Below are 23534 nucleotides of genomic sequence, written 5' to 3'. Positions count from 1 at the left end.
GAATGTCGGAGAACTCTGTGAGAAAATAAGAGTTCCTGAAAATGCCTACCTGGCATCAACCGGAGATCAGTGGACGTGCAATCGGCTGTTCCAGCGTGCCGGAGAAGAGTGTGAAGAAGTGATTTCGCCCCAAAATGGGTACGTCGAAACTCGGTTTGGCGTGCAGGAAATACACTGCAACTGGGGATTTCGTAAAGAAAACCTGGATTGTGTTGCAATAGATGTCCCAAAAAACGGTCGTCTGAGCGACAAAAGAAGCTCGGATGGATGGGTGTGCCTCAGAGGTTACAGGGCGGCGGAGAGCAGCTGTGAACCAGTGGCAATTCCACAGGATGCATATCTCGCCCCTGAGACTTTTTTTGGATGGAAATGCGAACGTGGTTTTCGCGCAAACCGGAACAGGTGCGATAAGATTCAAGTTCCTTCCAACGCTCATTTGAACCGAAGAGGTGACGGTTGGGAATGTAATCGTCCATTCACAAGACAGAACGATACGTGCACGGAAAATGTGCCATAACAATGCGTTGGTGGAAACCTATGCCGCATGAGAAATCAGGAAGGACAAAGCCGTGAACAATGACTCGATTGATGAAAACCTGGGCAAGAGCATCAAGGCTGAAAAGGCGCGTCGCCGGTCCAATGGGATAAAGATATCTATTGCATCGGCGGTGTTTGTCGCAGCGATAGTTGTAGTGGTGTTTCTCTGATGCGCAAAAATTCCCCTCAAATAACCCTTTCCGGTTCAAAGATGTCAGCTCGAGGTCTGGAACAACGAGCATTTCAGGACCGCAGTGTTCGTAAGTCGCGGAACGCTGACGTATCAGGAGTGATTGAGGAAGAGTTTGGAAAGTACTTGATCAAGGCCGGCGTTCTGAGCGGCGATAGTGTTGCACGGGCATTTCCCAAACCGCCGGCCAAAACGCAGACAATGATTGCCGATGCAGTTGGAGAAACACCAGCATTGGCTATAGAAGCCTTGAAAGAAATTCTCGAAGAACGAGACAGGAAGCGTAGCGGTCAACGCCGTTTGGAGGGAAACTCAGGAACCCTCGTTCCCAGTGAAAGAGAATATGCCGAGGCATTGCGCCAGATCAGGCTCACCCCTGCGCAGGTCAGGTTGCTGAAAGCACTTACAATCGCGGGCAAGGACGGTCTGACCATTGGTAACTTGTCTCAGGCGGCCGGCTACAAATCGCGCGAATCCTCTATCAAGGTCTTCAAGAAAATCGGGCTATTGATTGCGGAATATCTGGAGCTGGATCTTCCCGAAGCCGGATCGGCACAGAATGATGGAGCCGCACAGGTTCTGGCATTTTCTCACATCGAAAGTGACGACGAGCCCGCAACTTGGATTATGCATCAGGAACTGCGCGACGCTGTTCGTTCGGTTCTATGACGCACGTTCCAGCCCCCGCTTTTGAAGTGAGCTCTAAATCGGAACACATGCACGAAAGGTTGGTCACGTAGCTTATGTTGGAGAAACGACCATATCCGCTCGACCTGATTTATGTACCTGTGAAACGGGCAAAAACGCTTGATCAACAAAAAGTTCTGACGCTGGCCGAAGATATCCTGAAGAACGGCCAGAAGACCCCGATCCAGATACGCGCGGACAACAAGAGGTTCGTGCTGATCGAAGGCCTTCACCGACTGGAGGCCATTCGCGCCCTAGGCGGTGACACTGTGGAGGCATATCTGGTGCGCGCCAGACTACACTGAGTAGTTATTGGCGTTCGACAAAGCCTCGGAAAATGTCAGCAGGCGCTGGCTTTTTTCGTCCCAAAGATGCAATCGTGCACAGTGAAGGCTCTCATATAGAGTAATACGTTGGCAATTTTCCAACTCGGAATGGTCCCGCAAAACTTCGTTTAGCCGATAAAACGGTATGCGGCTGGCAAGGTGGTGAACATGGTGAACGCCAATATTTGCAGAGAACCAAAGCAGGATGCCTGGTAAGGCATAATGAGAACTTCCATGGAATGCGGCGTCCTGAAGGTTCCACTCTTCTTCCCGTTCCCATGTCGTGTGTTCAAACTGGTGTTGAATATAGAAAAGCCAAATACCAATCGAGGCGGCGACGATCATGGTTGGCAGGAATACATAAACCAGCACATCCAGGCCTCCGGTCCAAAAAATCAGGGCCAGGACCACCGCAATCGCGGCGTTTGTTCCCATTGCGCTTGCCCAATACAGCCAGCCTGACCGCATGAAACCAAAGGGTAAGCGATTTTGCAGAAAGAACGTGTAGACAGGCACGATACAGAACAGGAAGAAGGGGTTCCGGATTAACCTGTAAGCGGCACGACCGGCCCGCTTGCGCTTCAGGTATTCCTCTACAGTCAACGTAGGGATATCGCCCATCCCGCGCCGATCGAGGTTGCCGGTTGAGGCGTGGTGAATCGCGTGGCTTTGCCGCCAGACGTCATAAGGTGTGAGGGCGAGAACACCCAAGACCCGGCCTGTCCAATTGCAAACGGTACGGCTTTTAAAAAATGATCCGTGACCACAATCATGCATGATGATGAAGAGACGCACCAGAAATGCAGCGTTAAGGATTGCCAGTGGAATAGCGACCCAGACACCAAGGGAAAGCGCAAACCACGCTGCGCCCCATAGTGCGAAAAAAGGGATAACAGTAATTGTCAGTTCAAAAACACTACGCTTGTTATCGGGTACGCGGTATTGAACGAGCGCCCGGGTCAATTCCTGCTTTTGCAACTGACTTTTTCTCCAACGGCTCTTGGGAACCCTCTGAACAAACGGGCACCCCAGAAGGATGCCCGTAGCAGGCTATGCGAGTGCCAGGTTGGAAGCGCTTTCGCGTCCGTCACGGCCAGCTTCGACGTCGAAGGTAACCTTCTGGCCGTCCTTCAATTCGCTAATGCCGGAACGCTCAAGTGCGGAAATATGCACGAACACGTCGCGCTTCCCATCTTCAGGCTCGATAAAGCCAAAACCTTTGGTTGAGTTGAACCATTTTACTGTGCCATTTGCCATGGTGGAAGTCTCCTAATGCTTGTCGCCCGCATCATTGCAGCGACTCGGCGTGGTCGGTCTGAATCGAGGGACTGAACGCCGAATTGAGGAGACAGCAGGTCGAAAAAGAAAAACGTAAGCCACGTATATATGGACTTTGGATACGCACGATACAAGCCCTGATGCTTTGGCTAACAACAGAGGCTTTGAGACTGCCGGGCTCGAAACTGTTCAAACGAACCGAACCACCTCTGACCGCCGACGCCGTCGAATGGGAAACCCTGAAATGGGTCGACTGGTTCAACAACCGCCGCCTGCTGCAGACCATCGGAAACATCCCGCCAGCAAAAGCCGAGGAGAAGTTCTATGAACAGCGTAACGAGTTCGATAAAGTCGCCTGAAACGGAGTAATCAGCCTCCGGAAAACCCGGGGCGGTTCAAGTGTCTATCTTGACCCTCGGCAAATCTCTCAGGCCAGATTGTTCTTGTGCGCTTTGCCGTTCTTCATAATCACATCGAAATTGTCCGCAGAGGCCATGACCGTAAGGTCGGCAATCGGGTCTCCGTCCACGAGCAGAATATCTGCGTAGGCTCCGGGTTGGATGACACCGACTGGACCAGCCTGGTAGGGATTACGCGGGCCGGTCAAGTCCCAAAGCTGACCATTCAGACCTGTTGCCTGCCGCAAAATCTCGGCGTTGCTGAACCATGGCGTCCTGAGCTGCAATTCCTCCAACTGCGTTGCTTTCGTTTGCCTCGATCCGACAAAGTCTGTTCCGAGTGCAATCTTAGCGCCGGACTCTCGCGCTAATCGAAGCATGGCGTCGAGACCATCAAACGCCATCTTTTGGCGTTCTGCCTGGGCGGGCGTGAACCCTGCCGGAATGTCTGCTGCAAAAAAGCCAACCTGGGTTGAAAGCCAGACCCCTTTTTCCACGGCCAACTCCATCGACTCAGGCGTCATGAGGTTGCAGTGTTCAATACATTGGTAACCTGCCTCAATGGCGGCCCGAACCGATGTGTCCATGTATGCGTGCGAGGTCGCGTAAGTGTTCCAACGTTTGGCCTCCTCTACTGCCGCTTCGAGTTCTGCCGGCGAATACTCGTTGATATCCAATGGGTCGTAGAGGCCAGTAACGGCGCCGCCTGAAAAGACTTTGATGAAGTGCGCACCCTGCCGGAACTGCTCGCGTGCAGCCGCCAGAACTTCAGGAACCCCGTCTGCGAAAAGTGTGATCCCAAGTCGCTCCGCTTCTGTGAACGGCGGCCCGCCGAAGGCTCTCGGACGCACGGATCGCGGCCGAAGGTCGCCATGACCGGCGGTCATTGAAATCGCAGCGTTCGAGGCCTGAATACGTGGGCCGGGGTGAAGCCCTTCATCTATGGCGCGCGCCACACCGAGAATGCCGCCACCGGTATCGCGGACACTGGTAAAACCACGCATCAGGGTGGCTTCACTTTCGCTCAATGCCAATGCAGCAATGTAATCTGGACGTGCTGTCAGGAAGCCAGCAGGGTCCTGGTTCCACTGAAGGTGCACATGCATGTCGAGGAGCCCCGGCATCAAGGTCCGTCCATCTCCATCGATGCGCGGCACCTCTGGCGCGGCATCAACAGCGGGCGAGACATCCTTGATCATTTCCCCTTCGACAAGAACGTTCGTGAGTTCGGTCAACTCATCAGACATCCCGTCATAAACACGCACGTTCGTGAAGAGCGTTGCATCTGGAGCTTGAGCTCGGGCTCGCGCCGGCACCAGCGCCAGCGCAGCGGTCGATGCAAGGCTGGACAAAAATACGCGTTTGGAGATCATAACTTAACCCTCAAGATGGCGAAGAAGTTATTGAAGGCTACCTCAGGCTCGCCTGTAAAACCATCTGGTAAACCTGATGAAGAGGGTGACGTAAGGTATAGATTTTTTAGGGTGTTCAACTGAAGGTAATCCTTCGCAGCAAGAACACCGGCTTTGGGTTCAAAGCAGCCATGCGGCGCTGAGGCGGGCCGCGTGACCACCTTGGTGGAGCCTCCTGACGCCTCCGGCCCAGAGCGGACTTTTAAATAGCGCGCCGAGAATGGCGGCTTCGAAAGCCACAGCGAACAAGCAAGCTGCCCAACCCGGACGATGTGCGCCGCTACTCGGTGTGTCACACCGCACGGATCTCGAGTTACTCGCGACCGACGTCGCGCCTACCTTGGTGGCGAGTGTGTGAAAGGCACTGCGGGTATTGAACGAAACGGGCGTTGCGTTGTTCGAACGTTGGCTTTGGCAACTGGCAAGAAGGTCAGACGGGCCTTAACGTGGCGCAACACGTCAGACACCGAGACTACGGACCAGAAATGGAATCCGAGATTCCAAAACACAACGCAATCTGGGGACAGATCATTGTCGGTGAGTTGAAGAAAACAGGCCTTTCCGAGCGGGATATCCGAAAGGAGTTCGGGATAACCAGATCTCAACTCGAAGACCCGGATGCTCGCTGGTCCTTCGACAAGACTGCCTGGTTGTTTGAAAAGGCGAGCGCTTTGACCAGGGACGACCTTGTCGGATACCGCCTGGCACAGTCGCCGGACCTGGTGAGGAAGGCCGGGTTGCTCGCCTATGTCGGCGTTTCGGCACCTACCGTTGGCGGTTACCTTCGAAACATCACCCGTTTTCAGCGCGTGATCGGTGACGCGAGCAAGACGGCCATGGAAGAAGGCCCGGAAACCACCCGGCTGACCTGGCACTACGATGTGCCAGCAAGCATTCCGACCGGGCAATATGCCGAGTTTGGAGCCGTTGGCACGGTCTTCGCCCTGCGGGACTACTCCAATCGGCAAATCCGTCCGACGCATGTTCGGTTCGCGCATCAGCGGCTGACCGGCACCGAGGCCCTCGACAGGTTCTTTGGCTGCAATGTCCTGTTTGGTGCCGCGGAGAACAGCATTGCCTTCAAGGCGGCTGATATGGATGTGCCGCTGTTGACGGCCGACGACAACTTGCAGCGGACGCTTTCGGTCATTTGCGAGAACACGCTGGCTCGGATGCCGCAGACACCCAACAGTGTGGCCCGGGTTGTTGAGAGGCAGATCACGGCGCGTCTTGCAGCCGGCACGGCCCAGCAGGACGCAATTGCGGCGGAACTTGGGATGAGCGCCCGAACGCTGGCCCGCCGACTGACCGACGAGGGCACGAGCTTCGCAGCGGTCGTCGCCAATCTGCGAAAGGCTCTGGCCCGGGACTATCTGCTCAACAGCACGCTTCCGCTCACCGAGATCGCCTATCTTCTCGGATATAGCGACGCCAGTACCTTCAGCACGGCATTCCGAAGATGGTACGGACAGCCCCCCAGCGACTTCAGGGAGCAGCCAGCAACAGAAGCGCCCCTGGCATAGGGCGAACGATCTGAGTAGAGGCCGGACTGCTCGGATCATAGGCCCGCACTTTCACGTTTCTCCGTCTTCCTGAACCACCCTGACGCAACAAACCCGGCAGGCATGAGGCCTAACGGGTTTGAAGCAGATGCCGGATCTCTCCAGCGTCGGTTGGAAGGGGTAAACCGTTCCGGTTGTCTCGTTGCGGGATCAGCGCTTGTGCGTGTTGCCACCCTTCTTGCGATCGTCCTTGCGATCTTGACGATCCCGGTCTTCGGCGATCTTGCCACCGAGCGCACCGGCGGCTGCGCCGAGGGCCAGGCCGTCCTTGGCGTCGCCGCCGGTGATTTCGGTCAGCACGGCGCCGGCCACAGCGCCCTTGAGGGCTTTCTCACCGATGTCACCGGCATTGGCGGCCATCGGGGCAGCGAGGGCGAGTGAGGCGGCAAGGGCGGCGAATACGGTGTTCTTGAGGGTGTTTGTCATCGGTTCCAACCTTTCTGACGGTGGCGACCTCCGTGGCCGCCTTCCGTGGAAAGATCTAAGCGAACCGCCATGCCCCCGCTTGAGAGCATCCGACAGCTTCATTGGAATGGCTGACATTGCAGAGCAACAAGCCAAATTCGACGGTTGTTCTGCCGTCAAGACTTTCGCCTGACGCAATGCCAATCATCCAAGGGGTCGCCTCCTTGGCCGCGATGGCTGCATGGGCCGTTCCGGCGCAGGCACGACACTCCCAACCAGACGGCATTCTATCCGCCGCTACTCAGGTCAAAGATTGATCCGCAGCCTCAAGCCGAAAACGGTCGTGTCCTGATCGTTGAAGCCCGGGTTGATCATGTGCTGGACGTCCGCCGTCAGGGCGACATTGTCCGACAGGTCCAACCGATAGAAGGCCTCCATTGTGGTCTGGGTGTCGAGCGTTTCATCTACCGGGTCCGCAACGGTCGCGCCAAACCCAAAGAGGTCGTCATAGAGGCCCGGCCGCCATAGAAGTCCAGCGTTGGCTGCGCGTCGGGCGATCGGCGCCTCACCCTCCGACCAGCCGAGGCGTCCGTAGATCATGAATTCCTCGTTGATCGTGTGGTTGGCAGACAGGATCGCCCCGTAGCTCTCCGGCACGCCTGCCTCGGTGCGTTCATCGACGTGAAATACCCCGAGGTGAACGTTGGTTAGAAAGCGCTTCGAGCGTTCGGGCGTCCATCCGATCTCGGCGTATTTGTAGAACTCGGGGCCACCGGGAAACCACTCGACATCGGTCAGCGAGCCGTTTGCATCCGACAGGACACCGAGGGCATAGATCTGGTCGGTCAGGAAACCGCCCCCCGCAATGCCGAAGCCGGGATCGGGGATCGGCAGGACCGGGCTGAACAGGATCGAGAAATTGGAGAAAGTCGTGCGTGGGTTCACGTAGCCGAGGATGTCCGAGTAGTCTCCCGGATCGATCCGGCCGGCCACGAAACCGGCCTTCCCGCCAGCGAGCGTCTGGGACCAGTAGGCGACGGAGAGGGTCGTGTCGGTGTCACTGAATGTCGTTGCGGTGACGCCCGCATAGCCGATTTCCCCGGCAAGCCCGCTTGGCGCGATGTCCGTGCCGAGCAGATGGCGGTTCTCCAATGTGAAGACCAATTGCCCGGGATTTTCGCCGCCGCGATTGAGCAGCGTCCACTGGCCCAGAATGCGCGCCTGGCCCAAGGCGGCCTCGTCGATATCGGTCAGGCTCTCGGTCGCGGACTGGTAATAGGCCTGGTAGTCGAAGGAGAGGTTCAGGCCGGTGCGTTCGGCAAAGCGTTGCCGCGATGCCTCCAAGGGGTCCAATGCCGCATCCAGCCCCGGCCAGCGAGAGTCCTGCAACCGCCGCACTCGGTCTTGTTCCAGTTGGGCCTGCGTGGATGCCGGGCCACCGAGCGAGACCGCTGCGGCGGCCTCCAGGGCGGACGTTGGCCGGCTTTCCTGCGCCAAGGCTCCGGTTGATAACCAGAAGCCAGCGACGATGACCGTACCGAGAAGCCTTGCCTGTCCCATATGAGGTCTCTCTTGTTGCTCTTGATTCTTCTTCGGCCCGCTCATGCAAGTATCGCCAGTACGACATCCCGGCCCGTCCAGAGGACGAAGGCCGAAAGCGTAGCCGTGATCATGGCAGGCACACCGTCTTTCCAAGTGTCCCAGATCAGATGACAACCGATTGCGCCAAGCGACGTGCCCAGAAGGGCAGCGGCCCCGAGCGGCCCGAGCAAGCTGCCTTGAAACCAGATCGCCACCGCCCCGAAAAGCTCGACACCACCGACAAGCGCCATGATCTGACGGTTCAGCCCGTATTTGACGAACATCGCCAGTTGCGTTTCGAAGATGAGCTTCTGCCAGCCAAGGATCTTGATCGAACTGGCGAAGAGAAAGAAGGCGGACAGCAGGCCAATGGCAACTATTTGCATAATACGACTCCGCCGACACACACAGGGCTGAAGTTCATTTGATGTTCCCTTCTGGATCGTCCCAAGTGTGCAGTCCGGTTACTTGAGATCGTCCTGCGCCTTGATCTCCGGCACACGGGCGAGGGCTTCGGCCATGTCGGCGCTGCTCATCAACTCGATCATCTGGTAATCCTCCAGCAACCCGTCACCGAGACGGCTGACATAGAAGGCCTGGATGAAGGTGGGGTCGTCCGGCAGGGCGACGGTGATGTAGTTCTTCCCGTTCCCAAGCCCCCAATAGTAGCTCAAAAGCTCGCCGCCGAGCGCCTCGATCCCACCCTTCACCGAGGCCGCGCGGTCCCCGGGATTGGCGATCTGCATCTCCCAGGCGGCGCTGTTGGATGCGCCGATAAACAGGAAGGTGCGCATGTCTTTTGTGTCCTGCGCCGCTGCAACTGTCGCAGAGACGCAAAGGGCTGTCGAAAGAAGGATCCTGTTCATCTTGCCACCCGGAATTGCTTCGATGTTGTGGTCAGTACAGCATGGCTGCCCTGACCGTTCTTGTGGGTTCAATGCCCCGGAGCTCCGGGAATGGAGTGTTCCAGCTCGGCAGGGCGGAGCGGGAACTCGGAATGCTCATCCTCTGGCGTTTCGATGTCGGCGTGCCAGGTGAATTCCTTGTCCCCGAGGTCCAGATCGAACTCGCCCCCTTCGATGACCGGGTAACGGATCGGCTGCCCGGGCCGCAGGTCGATATTAGCGACACCGTCGTCGATAATGACCTGCCCGCTCACCAGAACGTAGGGGATTCCCTTGGTGAAGGAGCCGTTCATGCCCTTCTTCATCGATGATGTTTCGGTGATCGTGTCGGGGTCGAAGATCGTGATATCCGCGATCATGCCTTCCTGCATCCGGCCGCGTTCCTGCATCGCCTTCAGGCCCACCTTGGAAAAGTACTTCGCGGGAATGTAGGAGGCGTTGTTCACCATCTCCATCAGCGCGATGCCCTGTTCACGGGCCTCGCGGAACACGATGCCATAGGTGCCGGCATTGCGCGGGTGCCCCCCGTACTCCGTGAAATCGGCCTCGATCGGCAGCGGTTCGCCATCGACGGTGAAGCCGACGATGTCGTTGGCGATCGCAATATCCTTCATGTGGATCCAGCGCTCCAGGTCTGCTTCGGGGCGGACTGTGATGAAAATCGGCTTGCTCGGATCCTCCTTCTGCTGCCGGAAGAACTCCTCGTCGGACTCGTAGAGTTCGCCGGTGCTGGTATCGAAGATATCGCGGGTCGGAACGATATTGTTCGCCTCGATCTTGTCCGGCAGCAGTTGCGGTGTCGCGATGTTCGGATTGCCGGTGATGGCCGGGTAGTATTCCGCGAAGATGGTCATTCCGCGCATTTGCAGGCGGCGCGCAAGTTCGTAGATTTCTTCCCACCCCTGGTTCTGGATGTGGGAAAGGATCAGGGCCCCGTCGAGCGCAACGGCGTTTGCGATCACCTCGTTTGCGCCCAAGGAATAGTAGAGCGGCAGGCTCTCGGTCGGACCGAAACGGGTATGGGCGCCAAAGAAGCGGTCATACTTCTTCGCCATTTTCTGAAGCGCGAAAATCTCCTTCGGATAGGTGTTGTATCCCATGTATCCCACCGTCGTGTTGACGGTGATCGCCCCGGCGCGAAGACCCTTTTCATACATGGTCATGACTTCGACGAGCTGATCCGCAGTCGGAATATCCAGCGCCCAGCTGGCATGTCCGTCTTCTTCCTCGGCTGCACCGCGTGACTTGAGGATGTAGGTCGGATCGGATGCCAGCTCGACTGAAACCCCATCCATCACGACACGCCGGATCTCCTCGTGCCCCATCCCGGAACCGAAGTTGAGAAAGGAATTGCCCTCGTACTTGTCGTAGAACAGGTCGGCATCCGCCACGCCGCTCTCGGTATCGAGGATCGTCGTCGTGCCATCATGGGCCATCATCTTCTGATCGAAGCCGCCAAAGGAATGCGAATGGGTGTTGATGAATCCCGGCGCGACTACATGCCCGGAAACGTCGATCTCGCGCTTGCCCGTCAAGGCATCTTCGGTGATCGCGGTGATCCTGTCGCCGGTCACGCAGACATTGCGCACGGCATCAAGATTGGTTTCCGGGTCCATGACGCGGCCGTTGAGAAGCGCGACGTCGCACTCCTGAGCAACCGCCATCGAACTGCAGAGGGCCATGAGAGTGGCAAGAGTGAGGCGTTTCACGGTCAGTCCTTCCGGGATGATTGCGTCGGGCAAAAAACGCGGGGCGGACGAGGGAGACCGCCCCGCGCTCTCCTCAGTCCAGCGTGTTCTTGTAGATCACGCCGTCCTTCATGATGACCTTCAGGTTGGGATCAGGATCGGCCAGAAGAAGGATGTCTTCGAGCGGGTTGCCATCGACCAGCAGGAGATCCGCGTAAGCGCCTTCCTCGACCACGCCGAGCGGGCCGTCTTGATACGGATTGTTCAAGCCCGTAAGCCGGTTCATGCGGGCGCCGTTCGATGTGGCCATGCGCAGAATGTCGAAGGGTTTGAACTTGGCCTCGTGCAGGTATTTGAACTCGTCGTTCATCTTCTTGTCCTGCTCAAGCGTCTGGTCCCAGTTGTTGATGAGATCGGTGCCCAGAGTGTAGAGGTCGATCATGCCCGGTGTCGTCTGGATCACCTCGATCATGTTGGCGGCGGCGTCACGGACACTCTTCCATTTGGCGAACGAGGCTGGCGTGTAGAAGGCTTCCGCCTGTTCGGTCGTCACCGAGTAGACCGGGGCTACCGCCGTCGCGAACATGATCTGCTTTTCGACCATGATCTCGGCGGCCTCCTTGGTCAGGAACGGGATGTGCTCAACGGTCTTTGCACCGTTGTCGATACAGTTGCGGATCGCCTGCTCGGTGAACACGTGGCAGGTGACGTAGGTGCCCCATTGCTCGGCGGTCTTGACCGCCATCTGGATCTCGTCCGCCTGGTACTGAAGCGAATGCAGCGGGTCGAACTCGGACGTGACCCCACCGCTGACCATGACCTTGATCTGGGTTGCCCCGCGCCGCAGGTTCTCGCGCACCGCCATGCGGATCTGCTCCGGGCCATCCGCGATGAAGCTCATGTCCGTGTCGACCCAATGCGATGGGCCTTGCCCCGACAGGGTTGGATGCCGGTCGTTCAGCTTGCGGAAATCGGCATGGCCCGATGTCTGCGTGATGAAGGCCTCCGAGGAATAGATCCTCGGGCCGGGGAACATACCGGTATCGATGATCCGCGCGATGGACTTTGCCGGTCCGCCGAGGTCACGAACCGTCGTGAACCCGTTCATCAGGATGCGCTCGGACCGGATCGTTGCAACGCCACCAAGATGGAAGGGCGTGATGTTCTGGCGCAACCCGTCACTGAGCGGGTTGAACACCAGCAAATGCACGTGCTGGTCATGCATCCCCGGCATGAGCGTGCGCCCGCCGCCGTCAATCATGGTTGCGTTGGGCGCTTCGATCCCGTCCGTCGAAATTTCCTTGATCAGGTTGCCTTCGATCAGAACGCTGGCGTTTTCGATCCGCGCCTCGTTCACGCCGTCAAAAACATGGACATTGGTGAACAGGGTCTGCGGCAGCGCTTCGTCCTGCGCAGAGGACATGCCGGCAGCGAGCGACACCACGCCCGCCAGTAATGTGGACTTGAAAAGATGCTTCATAAGTTTGCCCTTCCGCAATGTTGACGGCGGGGCCAGCGCCCCGCCGAAAGTTCAGTTCAACGTGTTCTTGTAGAACTTGCCGTCCTTCATGATGACGCGAATGCTCGGCACGTCCTGCCCGCGTGGCTCGGCATCGAACCATGTATCGACAGCGCCGATGGCAGTGATGTCTTCGAGCGGGTTTCCGTCAACGATGAGGATATCGGCATAGGCACCTTCCTCGATCACGCCGAGCTTGCCTTCGGGATAGGGGTTTCCGCGTCCCGTCAGTGCGGCCAGTTCGCCGCCATTCGAGGTCATCATCTGCAAGGCCCAGAGGTTGCCGAACTCACGCGCCATGAAAGCCTTGGTGAAGTCCATCGACTGCCGGTACGGCACACCGGTCAGCAGCACGTAGTCGGAATCGAACACCATCTTCGGCTTGTACTTCCGCACCAGATCAAACAACTGCTCGCTGTTTTTCCGCAACCAGAGGAACTTCGCCGTCGGCGGGAAGGTCGGGTCCTGGTGCATCGGATGCTCAAGCGCCTCGGGCGCCAACGCGGTCAGGTTGGGCGAGAAGAACGCTTCCTTCTCTACCAGCTTCTGCATCGTCGGTTCCGTTATGGTCAGGCCGTGATCCACCACTTTGACCCCGAGATCGAGCGCGCGCGACAGGTCGCTATCCATGAAGACATGCATGGCGACATAGGAATCCATGTCCCCGGCCACCTCGACGGCAGCGGCGATTTCTTCGTCTGTAAAGGCGGACTGGTAGATCGGGTCCTTGATGGAGGTCACACCACCACTGACCATGATCTTGAGGTAGTTGGCCCCAAGCGCAAAGTTCCGCCGCGCGCCGTGGAGCACTTCGGCAGGGCCGTCGACAAGCCGCGTGATCTCCAGCCGTTCAAGATTGCTTTCGTTCTTGCGTTGCCCGGCGATCCCCCAGTCGCCATGACCACCGGTCTGGCTGAGGCAGGCGCCGGACGAGTATATCCGCGGGCCCGGAAGCGAACCCTCGTCGATTACCGCACGAAGTCCACCATGTGCACCGCACATGTCGCGCACGGTTGTGAAGCCCATCGCCAGCATTTCCTGCGCAAAGGCCGCAGAACGTGCGCCGATCTCCTCCCATGTCGTGTCCTGAAGGCCCGGGATCGTGCCATCCTTGTACATATTCACATGCACATGGCTGTCGATCAGTCCCGGCATCAAGGTGCGTCCGCCGCCGTCGATCACATTGACCTCGACCTCTTTGGTCTCGATACCGCGTTCGGTCTGGATGGTGAAAGAATAGCCGTCGATACCGCCAACAGGATCGGGCAGGCGCTTGCTTCCGCCCGTTCGAACTTCGACTTCCCACTTTCCGGATTCGGGAATGTCCTCTGCAATCTTGTGAATCTTGTTCTTGACGACGAGCACGTCGACATCTTTCAAGCCGTCATTCACCCCGTCGAAGACCATCACGTTCTTGAACAGCGTGACCTCCGAGGGAATGTTGGGGATATCCTGCGCAATGGCAGGCGTCGTGAGCGCAATTGCCATTGACATGGCCGGCAGCAACGCCTTCAGGTTGAGTGTTGTCATTCGGTGTCCTCCCAGGGGTCGGTCTTCCTGCGGACCGATCCTCCCACTATGCACATGTGCCCCGAGATTCTTTTGACCCGCTGATCCCGTGGTGCATTTTTCTGACCCGATCCGGTCAATTTCAGCCAATTTCTGCTTGGCCGTCAGGCGCCCGCGCCCGTAGCGTGTCGGAGAGCGAAAGGGTGATGTGGATGCCGCAAGGAGAACAAAAGGACGGTTTGTCCCTCGTACGTGCTACGGTCCTCGGCCCCGTCGTAGCGATGATGCGGCGGCTCGATGCGGATCCGGCCTTTGCGCTCGGGCTGCATGGATTGAGCGAGGAACAGGTCCTGAACCCGGCCGAGTTCATCCCGCATGACACGGTCTATGCGGCGCTGGCCTCCATCGCCGACATCACCCGGCCGGATATCTGCGCCTTGGCGGGACAACAGACAGACCTGTTGAAGTTCCTGCCGCGTGGGGCGCTCCTCGGCCAGTCGGTGACCCTTGGCGATTTCTTCACCCGGTTCACCCAGATCGTCTCGAAGGAAAGCAACGCGGTGTCCTTCCGGCTCCTGATCGAGGAGGAACACGCCTACTTCACCACCAGTCGCAATTTCGAACCCGAGGTGTCGCCGGGCCATTCGGACGCCTTTCTCGTCGGGATCTGGATCTCCCTGCTGCACCGTGTTCTCGATTTCCGATGGGATCCAACCCAGGTTGTTCTGCGCCTCTGCGATCCGACCCTGCTGCCGGAGCAGTTTCATGGCGTGCGGGGCATCAAGTGCAACAACAGGGGATTCTCCATCCGCTTTCCGGCGGCCTGGCTGTCGCTTCCAATCAACCCCGAACTCCTCGTGAACCACGACAATGATATCGAAGAACCGGTTCAGGTCGATGTGCCCCTGGACTACCTCGAAGGCTTCGAAATTCTCGTGCGATCAAGGCTGTCCGATCCGGCGCTGACGGTGAGCGAGGCCGCCCGGATGTGCAGCATCACCACCAAGGTGCTGAACAAGCGCTTGTCCTCCTACGGAACAACGGCGTCCAAGGTGATCAACCGGCTGCGGATGGAAAAGGCCTCCGAACTGCTCACCACATCTGATCATTCGATCAAGGAGATCGCCCAATTGGTCGGCTTGTCCGAAACATCGGCACTCACCCGAGCCTTCACGCGGAACTTCGGCATATCCCCGAAAGATTGGCGCAATAAGGAGGCACAAGAGGCCCAAATTGCCGGAGCGCCTGCAGATTAGCCTGACCCCGCTGCGACTTCTCGACTACCGCAATCTCTTGGAACCTCGGTCGCCAATGGTAATGCCGAAGAGATGCATGAACCGGCGAGCCCTTCGCGGGGAGCAATCGATGGGAAAGGAGACCTCCATGCTATCCGCAGCGAACTCCCGCTTGCCGCCCAACGTGCTGATCAAGCATGACCGCTTTGGGCTGATTGCCTCCATCGTTCTCGGCAATGGGAGCGGCGGATTTGTCCGCAATGCAGTCATTGAGCGTAGGTGAGCGAACGTCTGCCTCGAGCCCAAAGCGGACTGAAATGTGCTCGCCAAAATGAATTGCGGCGATAGACATTCTCTTGAGCGGTCTAACCCATCACTAAATGCATTCACCGCCATCGATAACCAGGGCTTGCCCCGTCATAAAAGCGGATTCATCTGAAGCTAAATAGACAATCCCATGGCCAATCTCTTCAACTGTCGCCCATCGACTCATGGGGATCGCCTGCTCGATGTAGCTTTCCAGTTTGGCACGGCCTCCCATCTGCTTTTCGAAGCCTGCATTGAAAGGGGTGTCTACAAATCCTGGACATAGGGCATTGAAACGGATTGCATGGACAGCGTAGTCGGCTGCCATCTGCCGAACCATCGCAACAGCTGCGTGCTTTGTAGTCGCATAGGCGATCATCCCCCGGTCGTATTGAACCCCAGAATTGGAGGCCGTGACGATCACGCTGCCTCCACCTTGTGATTTCATATGGGGGACGGCTGCGCGCGCGGCAATGAAGTGAGCGCGGACATTCAATGCCCAAGATGCATCCATTCCATCTGGTTCCACTTCTTCCAGCGTTCCTTCGATCTGCAACCCAGCATGAGAGTGCAACACGTCAAGCCGACCGAAGTTTTTTACTGCTTCGTCTATGGCTTTGGTAAGGGCATCGTCATCAGTCACGTCAAGCTGTAGGGCAGATGCTTGATTCCCCTGCGCAACGATCGCGGCCACAGTGTCTTCAGCAAGAGTTGCATCGCGATCCGTTACCACAACATGCGCACCCTCTTGTGCCATTGCCATTGAACCCGCCCGACCAATTCCTGATCCCGCGCCCGTCACGAGCGCGACTTTACCTGCAAGCCGCATTTCACTTGGCTCCTTTATTTAACTATTCGATTTTGAGGCGCCTCGGCGCAAAAGCAGTTGCGCTGCAACGAGCAACAAGAGCGACGCGCCCATAACCATAGTGCCGATGGCATTGATCTCGGGCGTTACGCCGCGTCGGATGGATGAGAATATGTAGATTGGCAGGGTTGTCTCCGAGCCAGCTACGAAGAACGCGATGATGAAATCATCAAATGAGAAAGTGAAGCTAAGCAGGAAACCCGCCAAAATCGCCGGTGCTATCAACGGCAGCGTCACTTGCCGAAAGGTGCCCCAGGGCGTCGCAAAGAGGTCAGCCGAAGCTTCCATGAGCGCACGATCCATGCCCGATAGTCTTGCACGAACGATGATTATGACCAGTGCCATTGTGAACATGGTGTGCGCGGCGACAAGCGTGGGCATCCCCATGGAAAGTTGCGGGGGATTTGCTCCATCGGGCCATAGGCTCGCAAGAAGTGGGTTTAGCCAGCCGAAAACGGTGACCAGGGCAATGAGTGTCGCGATACCGATGACGATACCGGGTATCATTATCGCAACATAAATCATTGCGTCGAACAAAGTTCGGAGCCATCCCTTAACCCCTTGTAAAGCGATGGCCGCCATGGTTCCGAGTGTGGATGCGAGGCAAGCAGTTATGAATGCTGCAAGCAGACTGGTCTCGAGCGCGTCCATAACAAATGGGTTGTTCAGCGCTTTGCCATACCATTGGGTCGAGAAACCCATGAACTGGCTTGCGTGTCGACCGGCATTAAAGCTGAAAAGCGCGATGATGCCGATGGGAATATAGAGAAAAAGGTAGACGCAAATCGCGTATAAGCGCATCGGATCCTCACATCAGCGAGACATCTTCGCGCTGGCCACCCAGACGCGAGATGAATTTCATGTAAATCGAGACAGTGACAAGCATTACGACAACCAGCGTCATTGCGACCGCCGATCCGTACGCCCAGTTTCGAGACTGTAGGAACAGGTCCACCAGCGCATTTCCGACGAAAAAGACCTTTCCGCCGCCCAAGATCGCTGGGATCAGAAACTCGCCCATCAGCAGGATGAAGACCAGCATGCAGCCAGTTGCGATACCAGGTACCGACAAAGGAAGTGTCACCTGACGGAACGTACGCCACGGAGTAGAGCCGAGATCAGCCGAGGCTTCCAGAAGGCGTTTATCCAGTTTGTCCAAGCTTACAAAGATTGGGAAAACCATCAAAGGTAGATACCCATAGACAATCCCCACAAGCACAGCGAACGGCGTATTTATCAGGCGGACATCATCTATGCCGATCGACTCCAGTAAAGCGGGCAAGCCACGCCCCCCAAGGATGAAAATCCATGCGTATGACCGGATCAGGATCGATGTCCAGAACGGCACGATCACTAGGATCAACAGCGAAGTTCTCCACTTTGGTGAACAACGCACTGCAAGAAAGTAGGCGAGCGGGTAGGCAATTACCAACGCAGCGATAGTCCCCAGAGGTGCAAGGATCAAAGTGTTCTTAAACGCCGTCCATCGCGCAGGAAGGTTGGCATATTGTTCCAACGTGAACGCTGGAACGTAGCCTCCGGCGGCACCCCGTTCGCCAAAGGAAAAGACGAAGACGACCAGCAGAGGAAGGGCTAGCATTACCAAAAGCCATATTCCTGCTGGAGCCAGCAACAGTGCTTTTCTGCCTCGTTCGGTCATTTTGTCCTCGTCTTTTCCGATATTGGCGGCCTTGCCGCTTAGGCCGACTTGAAGCGGGCGAGCAACTCGGCACGGTTTGGATCGGTTAGTGTAGCCGCCGCGCCGAACTCGAGTGCATTCAGAAGGTCAGCTGCCGGATAAAGGATCGGATCTTCCAGTAGTTCCTTCGGCAGCAACGCATTGGTGCGAGCATCAGCCGATGGATAGCCGTGGGCGAGGACTTCTTTCGCATTAACTTCCGGGTTCAGCAGGAAGTCGATCAAGGCATAAGCGGCATCCATATGGGGTGCGCCCTTAGGAATAGCGTAGTAGTCGGACCAGAGTTCACCGCCCTCAGTTCCCAGAACGTAGGCGATTTCAGGCATGTCGACATTCATCTGCTTGCCGTCACCTGTCCAGCACATCGTCATCCAGGCGTCACCGTTACGCATCGGTGGCTGATAATCCGACGAGATTGCAAACAGATGCGGTTTGGCATCCAGTAACAATTTCTCGGCATCCGCCAGTTCCTTCTCATCGACCGAGTTGAAGGAGTAGCCGAAGTATTTCAGGGCATTACCGATGGTGGTGAGTTGGTAATCATGCACCATTGTCCGGCCTGAGTAACCTTCCATAGTAAGGTCCCAGAACTCTTTCCATGTGGTTGGAGTCGGAGCGCCGTCAAGCTTGCTGGTGTTCACTGCAAAGCCTGTCGTGCCCCAGTTTTTTGGGACCGCGTAAAGCTGGCCATCGACAGAACCGGCATCGGAAAAGCGCTGTTCGAATGAACCTGCGTCGTAGTTTGGCAGTTTGGACGTATCGAGCGGGATGATCAGATCTTCACCCACATACGTAGTGATCGTGTAGTTGGTTGGAACGAAAACGTCCCAGCCAGACCCTCCAGCCTGTAGTTTTGCCAACATCTCTTCATTCGAGCCAAAAACATTGACCTGAACATGGGCGCCAGTGGCTTCCGTGAAGGCTTCGAAGTTCATCTCGTCATGGTAGTTCGGCCATGTGGCGAGGATCACTCGGTCGCCAATGTCCCCGGCAGCAAATGCCGGGCGTGGACGCAACCCAGGAATGGCCGTGCCCAGAACGGCCGTTGCCATCCCAAGACCTGTCACGCCTAAGAAATGTCGCCGTGTAACCGAACCCTTTTGGTACCGGCGAAGCTCTTCCATAAACTTTTGCTTGGAAATAGTCCCATTATCCTTGGTCATTGTGAACCTCTCTGTTGTTGGATTGCGGGATTTGTTATTTTTCCAGGATCAGCAGTGCGCCTTCGCCCCATGAAACAAAGGCCTGCTCTCCTGCATTGAACGTCCCCTCGTTCAATTCCGCTTGCCTTGGCACAAGTACATGGAAATCACCCAGTGCTTCGTTGCGCGCAAGGTATTCTGTGTGCTCCCCAAGGAAGATCCGATTTTGAATGGTAACTGGCAGAGCGATTTCAGCTGTGGGTAGCGCGCGGGTCAGCGTGATCTGTTCAGGACGGATACTAACGCACACTTCCTGCCCTGCATCTATTGGAATCTCCGGAGTTCCGTGCACCTTTTGGCCACTCGCTAAACGCACAGTGATTTGGTCGGCTGCTGAGTCAGTCACAGTTGCATCAAAGAAATTTGAGGTGCCTACAAATCCAGCCACGTAGCGGCTGCGGGGCATGTCATAGAGTTCGCGTGGGCTGCCAACCTGCACAATACTGCCGCCTTCCATCACACAAATTCGGTCGGACATTGAAAGCGCTTCTTCTTGGTCGTGCGTGACGAGGACAAAAGTTATCCCTAGTTGTCGTTGCAGGTTCTGCAGTTCAAACTGCATTTCTTTTCGAAGCTTTCGATCCAGAGCAGCCATTGGTTCATCAAGCAGCAAAAGCTTGGGCTCGTTTACGATCGCACGCGCCAAAGCGACGCGTTGCTGCTGACCACCAGACATCTCCCAGATGCGACGTGGGCCAAACCCACCAAGACGGACAGTTTCCAGCGCTTGCTCAACCTTTGTCGCGATTGTTTGTTTGTCTACGCGTGGTCGTTGTTGGCGCAGGCCGTACGCGATGTTGTCGAACACGCTTAGGTGAGGAAAAAGAGCATAGTGCTGAAACACCATGTTGACTGGGCGATGGTGCGCATCCAAGTCGTTGACGACTTCTCCATCGAGCAACACCTGACCTTCGGTTGGCTTCTCGAAACCTGCCAACATTCTAAGCGCAGTGGTTTTGCCGCAACCAGATGGGCCTAAGAACGACAGGAACTCTCCTTTCCCAATGGAAAGATTCAGGTCTTTGGCGGCGACCACATTCCCGAAGGTCTTGGTCACTCCTCGGAGTTCCGCAATCGTCTGCATGGTGACGCTCATGTCAAAGCTCATATACTGCCGTTTTCCTTTTGCTTGATTTTTTGGCATTTGTTGGCATACCACTCAAACAAGGAAAAAGTAACAATAACTCGGAATAACTGTATATACCACAATTGGGGTACAGAGGTGCTTTTCGAAAATCTGGAGCGGCGTGTGTACGATTGGATGGAAGAGGCCGGCAGGGTCGTGGAGAAGATCGGAACCCCAGAATTTCCATGTGCTTTGGCAGATGGCTTACGGCAGGTCGCACCATTTGATTTTACGGTGGTGTTTGGCCATGTTGGAACCGAAGCACCAATAGACCTTCACGACGATTTCCCCAAAAGCAAACGGCGTATTTTTGTTGAGGATTACCAAGCCGGGCCCTACGTACTTGATCCATTTTTTTTGGCCGCGACAAAACCAATAACACCGGGTCTGTACCGCATGCGCGATATCGCACCGGACAGGTTCTATCAGGGCGAATACTATCGCAGCTATTACAAAAGGACTGGGTTAGCAGAGGAGATTGGCTACTTTATCGATATCCCAGGCGCTGGGATGGTTGTGGTCTCGCTCATGCGAGCAGAGAAGCCTTTTTCCGCCAAGGAAATTCGTCATTTGCACGCTCTATGGCCGCTCGTTCGGGCAGCCTGTTGCAAACATTGGAGTGACTTTCCAACGATGGCCCGCGGCGCCGCAGCGAATGGCGTTAGTCGTCGCGTTGATCTAGCATTCCAGGCATTTGGCGATGGCGTTCTGACGCCACGAGAACGAGAAGTCGTTGAGTTCACATTGAAGGGCCATTCGGCAGAAGCTGTTGGCACAATTCTCGGCATCTCTCCAGGCACAGTCCGCATCCACAGACGCAACATTTACGCGAAACTTAGGATCAACTCGCAGGGTGAGCTTTTTTCAAAGTTCATTGAAAAGGCGCTTTAAAAGGTTCCTTGAACACCCACTTTATCCGTTTTGCCGACCTTGCTACCTTGTGACCCGAAAAACACCAAACATTTGGACGGCACTGTCTGATAGCCAAGGAACGCAAAGGGAGAGGGTTGGGACGCCCGGGACCCATGTTGGGCTAAATTAATACCCGAAAACGCTTTCGGGCCATTGTCTATCTAACCGGATCAGCCGTTTTTAAAATGGCGTCAAGATACGAAAGGCAAAATTTCATGGACGCACCAGTTATCCAGTTGATTTTTATGCTCATCTTGCTGGTTGTCGTGATCTGGCTTTATATCCTGCCGATCACGATGGCAGGGCGGCGCAACCGATCCGGTTTGATCTGGTTCCTGATCGGTCTGGTTGGATCACCTCTTTTGGCTATTCTTCTGCTGCTGGCTCTAGGTGACGCACCCGAACAACCAACAACCTAATTTTGGGACGATACCATCTGACACTCAAAAGGGCTTAACCGGAAGGTATCTGGACGCTCGTGAGCCATAACGTCCTGCTCAGCATGCAATAAGGGTGCCAATTGAGACACTATACTTCCGGAAGTGAAGACAACAAATCCTTCTCACTCTCCACAACCGTGTACTGTAAACTTAAGGTCGGCCGATTTGATTGGAGAACCACAGACCGCTTCGTCCGCAATTCAGTCATTGAGCGTAGGTGAGCGAACGTCTGCCTTGAGCCCGAAGCGGACATTCGTAAAAAGATTTTGCAATTCCGAGACTGGGTGTAGGTGCGTTTAAACTTCTACATGTATAAGATTGATTTTATAAATTAATATGCTGAAACTTCGCCCAAAGTTTGCATGCTACAGAGAACCCATCGAACAAACAGGCTCTCAGGCTTCTATACGGTGCCCAATTGCAGTTTACTCCCAATCACCAGCAGACGAGCGCCACGTTTTAGCGTCCGCGTCCCAAACACTGGCCGTAACGCAAGGCGTTGGGTTTATTTCGTCGCAATCGGATCCATGAATACCTGCCACAACAACGCGTTGGCGCCCAAAATCAACGACTGTCCAGCCTTGATTGAGCAAGGATTGCACCTCTTCACCAACCCAAAAATGCGACATGCATCCGCCAGTTCCGCAATAAAGAGATGCGGCGCTTGAACACGCGAAACCAGACTCATTCAGAACCCAGTCGCGTCGCAGATCTCCGTCGAGATCGACCCTCTCAACCGCACCCCAGTCTAAGTCAAACTGACCGTCGTTGAACTCCGCGCAGGCCTGTGCCGCCAGATCAACCTTCGCCTGCAAACCGGGCGGAAGTTGCGATACATCAGCCGCGACAGCTGGTGAGTTCCATACTAGACCAGAGACCAGCACAAACCTGGAAACTAAACCTTTCAATTGACGCACTATTTGGGAAGCTGTTTGGAAGGTGGCATCAATTGCACTGATCATATCTGTAGTCCCCGTATTCCAGCCAGTTTACCGAGCCTTCGCTAAAAATCAGAAACTCGGACCTGTCTTCCCCAAGCAGGGCGACGACAAATCCGGCGGGCGGCTCATAGTTTCCGAAGTAACTGTAGGCCGTCATGGCTCTGATCGACTCGCCGTTGACCGTTACTCGCGCGTCCCACTCCCCCTCTGGATTGTCCAGAATTACATATTCGATTTGGCGTTTTTTCGCTCCGCCACCACAATAGACGATGCCTTCGGGTGCTTCGTAGGAGGTCCCTTGGCTAGCATCTGAGTCGCAGGCGGAACGAAGGGACCGAATTGCTGCGCTGGAACCCTTCAAGTCAAAGATTCCGTAGCTGACATCTTGATCAATCATCGACAGATTAACCGATGCATTGGCCGCAAGCTGGTCCAGTACAAAACCATAGTCCTCTTGACTATTGAAACTGACCTCGACGGGATAGTTGTCGACGATCTGCACGGCAGCGTTTTCTGCGCCGACCTGAAATGCTCCAACTTCGGTGGTGCCGTTCTTCAAGAAACGAATGGAGAGCCCCTGCTTTTCCACGATGTCCTGGCTATCCTCATATCCAGCCGGAGCAAAGCGGATACGATTACACTGAAGTTCCAGCGTCATGTTTCCGGTCTGAATAAAAGCATTGGGGTTAGGCCCGGAGTTGAACGACCACTCCGCTGATGCTGTGGTCGCTCCTGCCATCATCATCGTTCCAAAGTAAATCGTTTTGAAACTCATCATCTCTCTCCATGATGTTGTGGTTCGTGCTGT

General features: G+C 56.0%; 25 protein-coding genes and 1 pseudogene. 9 read left to right on the top strand and 17 right to left on the bottom strand.

Features of this window, described 5'->3' with window-relative positions; translation table 11 throughout:
• Positions 1–569: 569 nt before the first annotated feature.
• The 3 genes from ACR0NB_RS07505 to ACR0NB_RS07495 all read left to right on the top strand — a co-directional run bounded on the left by ACR0NB_RS07505 (position 570) and on the right by ACR0NB_RS07495 (position 1719).
• On the top strand, positions 570–707 hold the full coding sequence (locus tag ACR0NB_RS07505) for a hypothetical protein (RefSeq protein WP_170337404.1): 138 nt from the start codon (positions 570–572) through the stop codon (positions 705–707).
• On the top strand, positions 707–1396 hold the full coding sequence (locus ACR0NB_RS07500; protein WP_480775318.1) for a hypothetical protein: 690 nt from the start codon (positions 707–709) through the stop codon (positions 1394–1396). The genes ACR0NB_RS07505 and ACR0NB_RS07500 overlap by 1 nt, the downstream gene beginning before the upstream one ends.
• A gap of 74 nt (positions 1397–1470) precedes the next feature.
• A complete protein-coding gene (locus ACR0NB_RS07495) occupies positions 1471–1719 on the top strand; it encodes a ParB N-terminal domain-containing protein (RefSeq protein ID WP_170357377.1) in 249 nt (82 codons plus the stop codon).
• On the opposite strand, the gene ACR0NB_RS07490 is transcribed toward ACR0NB_RS07495, so the two are convergent.
• Both ACR0NB_RS07490 and ACR0NB_RS07485 read right to left on the bottom strand, forming a co-directional pair.
• Complete coding sequence (locus tag ACR0NB_RS07490) at positions 1711–2718, bottom strand: fatty acid desaturase (RefSeq protein ID WP_480775317.1); 1008 nt, start codon at positions 2716–2718, stop codon at positions 1711–1713. The genes ACR0NB_RS07495 and ACR0NB_RS07490 overlap by 9 nt on opposite strands.
• A 72-nt stretch (positions 2719–2790) precedes the next feature.
• On the bottom strand, positions 2791–2997 hold the full coding sequence (locus ACR0NB_RS07485; RefSeq protein ID WP_170357379.1) for a cold-shock protein: 207 nt from the start codon (positions 2995–2997) through the stop codon (positions 2791–2793).
• A 239-nt stretch (positions 2998–3236) separates the two neighbouring features.
• Here ACR0NB_RS07485 and ACR0NB_RS07480 point away from each other — a divergent pair.
• Positions 3237–3377, top strand: a pseudogene (locus ACR0NB_RS07480) (IS3 family transposase); the annotation flags it as partial.
• Between the two features lie 68 nt (positions 3378–3445).
• Here ACR0NB_RS07480 and ACR0NB_RS07475 read toward each other — a convergent pair.
• Entirely contained in the window at positions 3446–4789 is a 1344-nt protein-coding gene (locus ACR0NB_RS07475; RefSeq protein WP_170357380.1) for a metal-dependent hydrolase family protein, read from the bottom strand.
• 524 nt (positions 4790–5313) lie between these two features.
• On the opposite strand from ACR0NB_RS07475, the gene ACR0NB_RS07470 reads away from it, so the two are divergent.
• Positions 5314–6351 (top strand): AraC family transcriptional regulator, encoded by a 1038-nt coding sequence (locus ACR0NB_RS07470; protein ID WP_480775316.1) that lies wholly within the window; start codon positions 5314–5316, stop codon positions 6349–6351.
• Between the two features lie 189 nt (positions 6352–6540).
• Here the strand turns inward: ACR0NB_RS07470 and ACR0NB_RS07465 are convergent, their stop codons facing one another.
• The 7 genes from ACR0NB_RS07465 to ACR0NB_RS07435 form a co-directional block, all read right to left on the bottom strand.
• Positions 6541–6816: a hypothetical protein gene (locus ACR0NB_RS07465; protein ID WP_480775315.1), complete on the bottom strand. Its 276-nt coding sequence runs from the start codon at positions 6814–6816 to the stop codon at positions 6541–6543.
• A 285-nt stretch (positions 6817–7101) separates the two neighbouring features.
• Positions 7102–8355: a carbohydrate porin gene (locus ACR0NB_RS07460; RefSeq protein ID WP_170365936.1), complete on the bottom strand. Its 1254-nt coding sequence runs from the start codon at positions 8353–8355 to the stop codon at positions 7102–7104.
• A gap of 41 nt (positions 8356–8396) precedes the next feature.
• Entirely contained in the window at positions 8397–8762 is a 366-nt protein-coding gene (locus ACR0NB_RS07455; protein WP_170342826.1) for a DoxX family protein, read from the bottom strand.
• Between the two features lie 78 nt (positions 8763–8840).
• The gene (locus ACR0NB_RS07450) at positions 8841–9170 is read right to left on the bottom strand and encodes a hypothetical protein (RefSeq protein WP_170357382.1); all 330 of its coding nucleotides are present in this window, start codon (positions 9168–9170) and stop codon (positions 8841–8843) included.
• A gap of 140 nt (positions 9171–9310) precedes the next feature.
• A complete protein-coding gene (locus ACR0NB_RS07445; RefSeq protein WP_480775314.1) occupies positions 9311–10990 on the bottom strand; it encodes an amidohydrolase family protein in 1680 nt (559 codons plus the stop codon).
• 73 nt (positions 10991–11063) lie between these two features.
• Positions 11064–12449, bottom strand: a complete 1386-nt coding sequence (locus tag ACR0NB_RS07440) for a metal-dependent hydrolase family protein (protein ID WP_480775313.1) — start codon at positions 12447–12449, stop codon at positions 11064–11066.
• Positions 12450–12500: 51 nt separating this feature from the next.
• Complete coding sequence (locus ACR0NB_RS07435) at positions 12501–14018, bottom strand: metal-dependent hydrolase family protein (RefSeq protein WP_480775312.1); 1518 nt, start codon at positions 14016–14018, stop codon at positions 12501–12503.
• A 191-nt stretch (positions 14019–14209) separates the two neighbouring features.
• Between ACR0NB_RS07435 and ACR0NB_RS07430 the strand changes: the two genes are divergently transcribed.
• Together ACR0NB_RS07430 and ACR0NB_RS07425 are read left to right on the top strand one after the other, a co-directional pair.
• Positions 14210–15253 (top strand): helix-turn-helix domain-containing protein, encoded by a 1044-nt coding sequence (locus ACR0NB_RS07430; RefSeq protein WP_170357385.1) that lies wholly within the window; start codon positions 14210–14212, stop codon positions 15251–15253.
• Between the two features lie 109 nt (positions 15254–15362).
• The gene (locus ACR0NB_RS07425; protein WP_170408147.1) at positions 15363–15515 is read left to right on the top strand and encodes a hypothetical protein; all 153 of its coding nucleotides are present in this window, start codon (positions 15363–15365) and stop codon (positions 15513–15515) included.
• A gap of 93 nt (positions 15516–15608) precedes the next feature.
• Here ACR0NB_RS07425 and ACR0NB_RS07420 read toward each other — a convergent pair whose 3' ends face one another.
• The 5 genes from ACR0NB_RS07420 to ACR0NB_RS07400 are packed head-to-tail and all read right to left on the bottom strand — an operon-like array spanning position 15609 to position 20403.
• Complete coding sequence (locus ACR0NB_RS07420; protein ID WP_171236888.1) at positions 15609–16367, bottom strand: SDR family NAD(P)-dependent oxidoreductase; 759 nt, start codon at positions 16365–16367, stop codon at positions 15609–15611.
• 18 nt (positions 16368–16385) lie between these two features.
• Entirely contained in the window at positions 16386–17207 is an 822-nt protein-coding gene (locus ACR0NB_RS07415) for an ABC transporter permease (RefSeq protein WP_480775311.1), read from the bottom strand.
• A gap of 7 nt (positions 17208–17214) precedes the next feature.
• Positions 17215–18066: an ABC transporter permease gene (locus ACR0NB_RS07410; protein ID WP_142638982.1), complete on the bottom strand. Its 852-nt coding sequence runs from the start codon at positions 18064–18066 to the stop codon at positions 17215–17217.
• A 38-nt stretch (positions 18067–18104) separates the two neighbouring features.
• Positions 18105–19268, bottom strand: coding sequence for an ABC transporter substrate-binding protein (locus tag ACR0NB_RS07405; protein WP_093962198.1), 1164 nt, complete (start codon positions 19266–19268; stop codon positions 18105–18107).
• Between the two features lie 34 nt (positions 19269–19302).
• Positions 19303–20403 carry an ABC transporter ATP-binding protein gene (locus tag ACR0NB_RS07400; protein ID WP_237216008.1) on the bottom strand — a complete coding sequence of 367 codons (1101 nt, stop codon included), beginning with the start codon at positions 20401–20403 and terminating at the stop codon, positions 19303–19305.
• 153 nt (positions 20404–20556) lie between these two features.
• Between ACR0NB_RS07400 and ACR0NB_RS07395 the strand changes: the two genes are divergently transcribed.
• A complete protein-coding gene (locus ACR0NB_RS07395; protein ID WP_093962973.1) occupies positions 20557–21324 on the top strand; it encodes a helix-turn-helix transcriptional regulator in 768 nt (255 codons plus the stop codon).
• Between the two features lie 236 nt (positions 21325–21560).
• Positions 21561–21764, top strand: coding sequence for a hypothetical protein (locus ACR0NB_RS07390; RefSeq protein WP_058283652.1), 204 nt, complete (start codon positions 21561–21563; stop codon positions 21762–21764).
• 446 nt (positions 21765–22210) lie between these two features.
• On the opposite strand, the gene ACR0NB_RS07385 is transcribed toward ACR0NB_RS07390, so the two are convergent.
• Positions 22211–22747, bottom strand: coding sequence for a hypothetical protein (locus ACR0NB_RS07385; RefSeq protein WP_480775310.1), 537 nt, complete (start codon positions 22745–22747; stop codon positions 22211–22213).
• Entirely contained in the window at positions 22731–23501 is a 771-nt protein-coding gene (locus ACR0NB_RS07380; RefSeq protein ID WP_170366792.1) for a hypothetical protein, read from the bottom strand. Before ACR0NB_RS07380 ends, ACR0NB_RS07385 begins: the two co-directional genes overlap by 17 nt.
• Positions 23502–23534: the final 33 nt, after the last annotated feature.

The sequence above is a fragment of the Ruegeria sp. CG3 genome, assembly GCF_056537205.1.
This window is presented reverse-complemented; position numbering and strand designations above follow the sequence as displayed.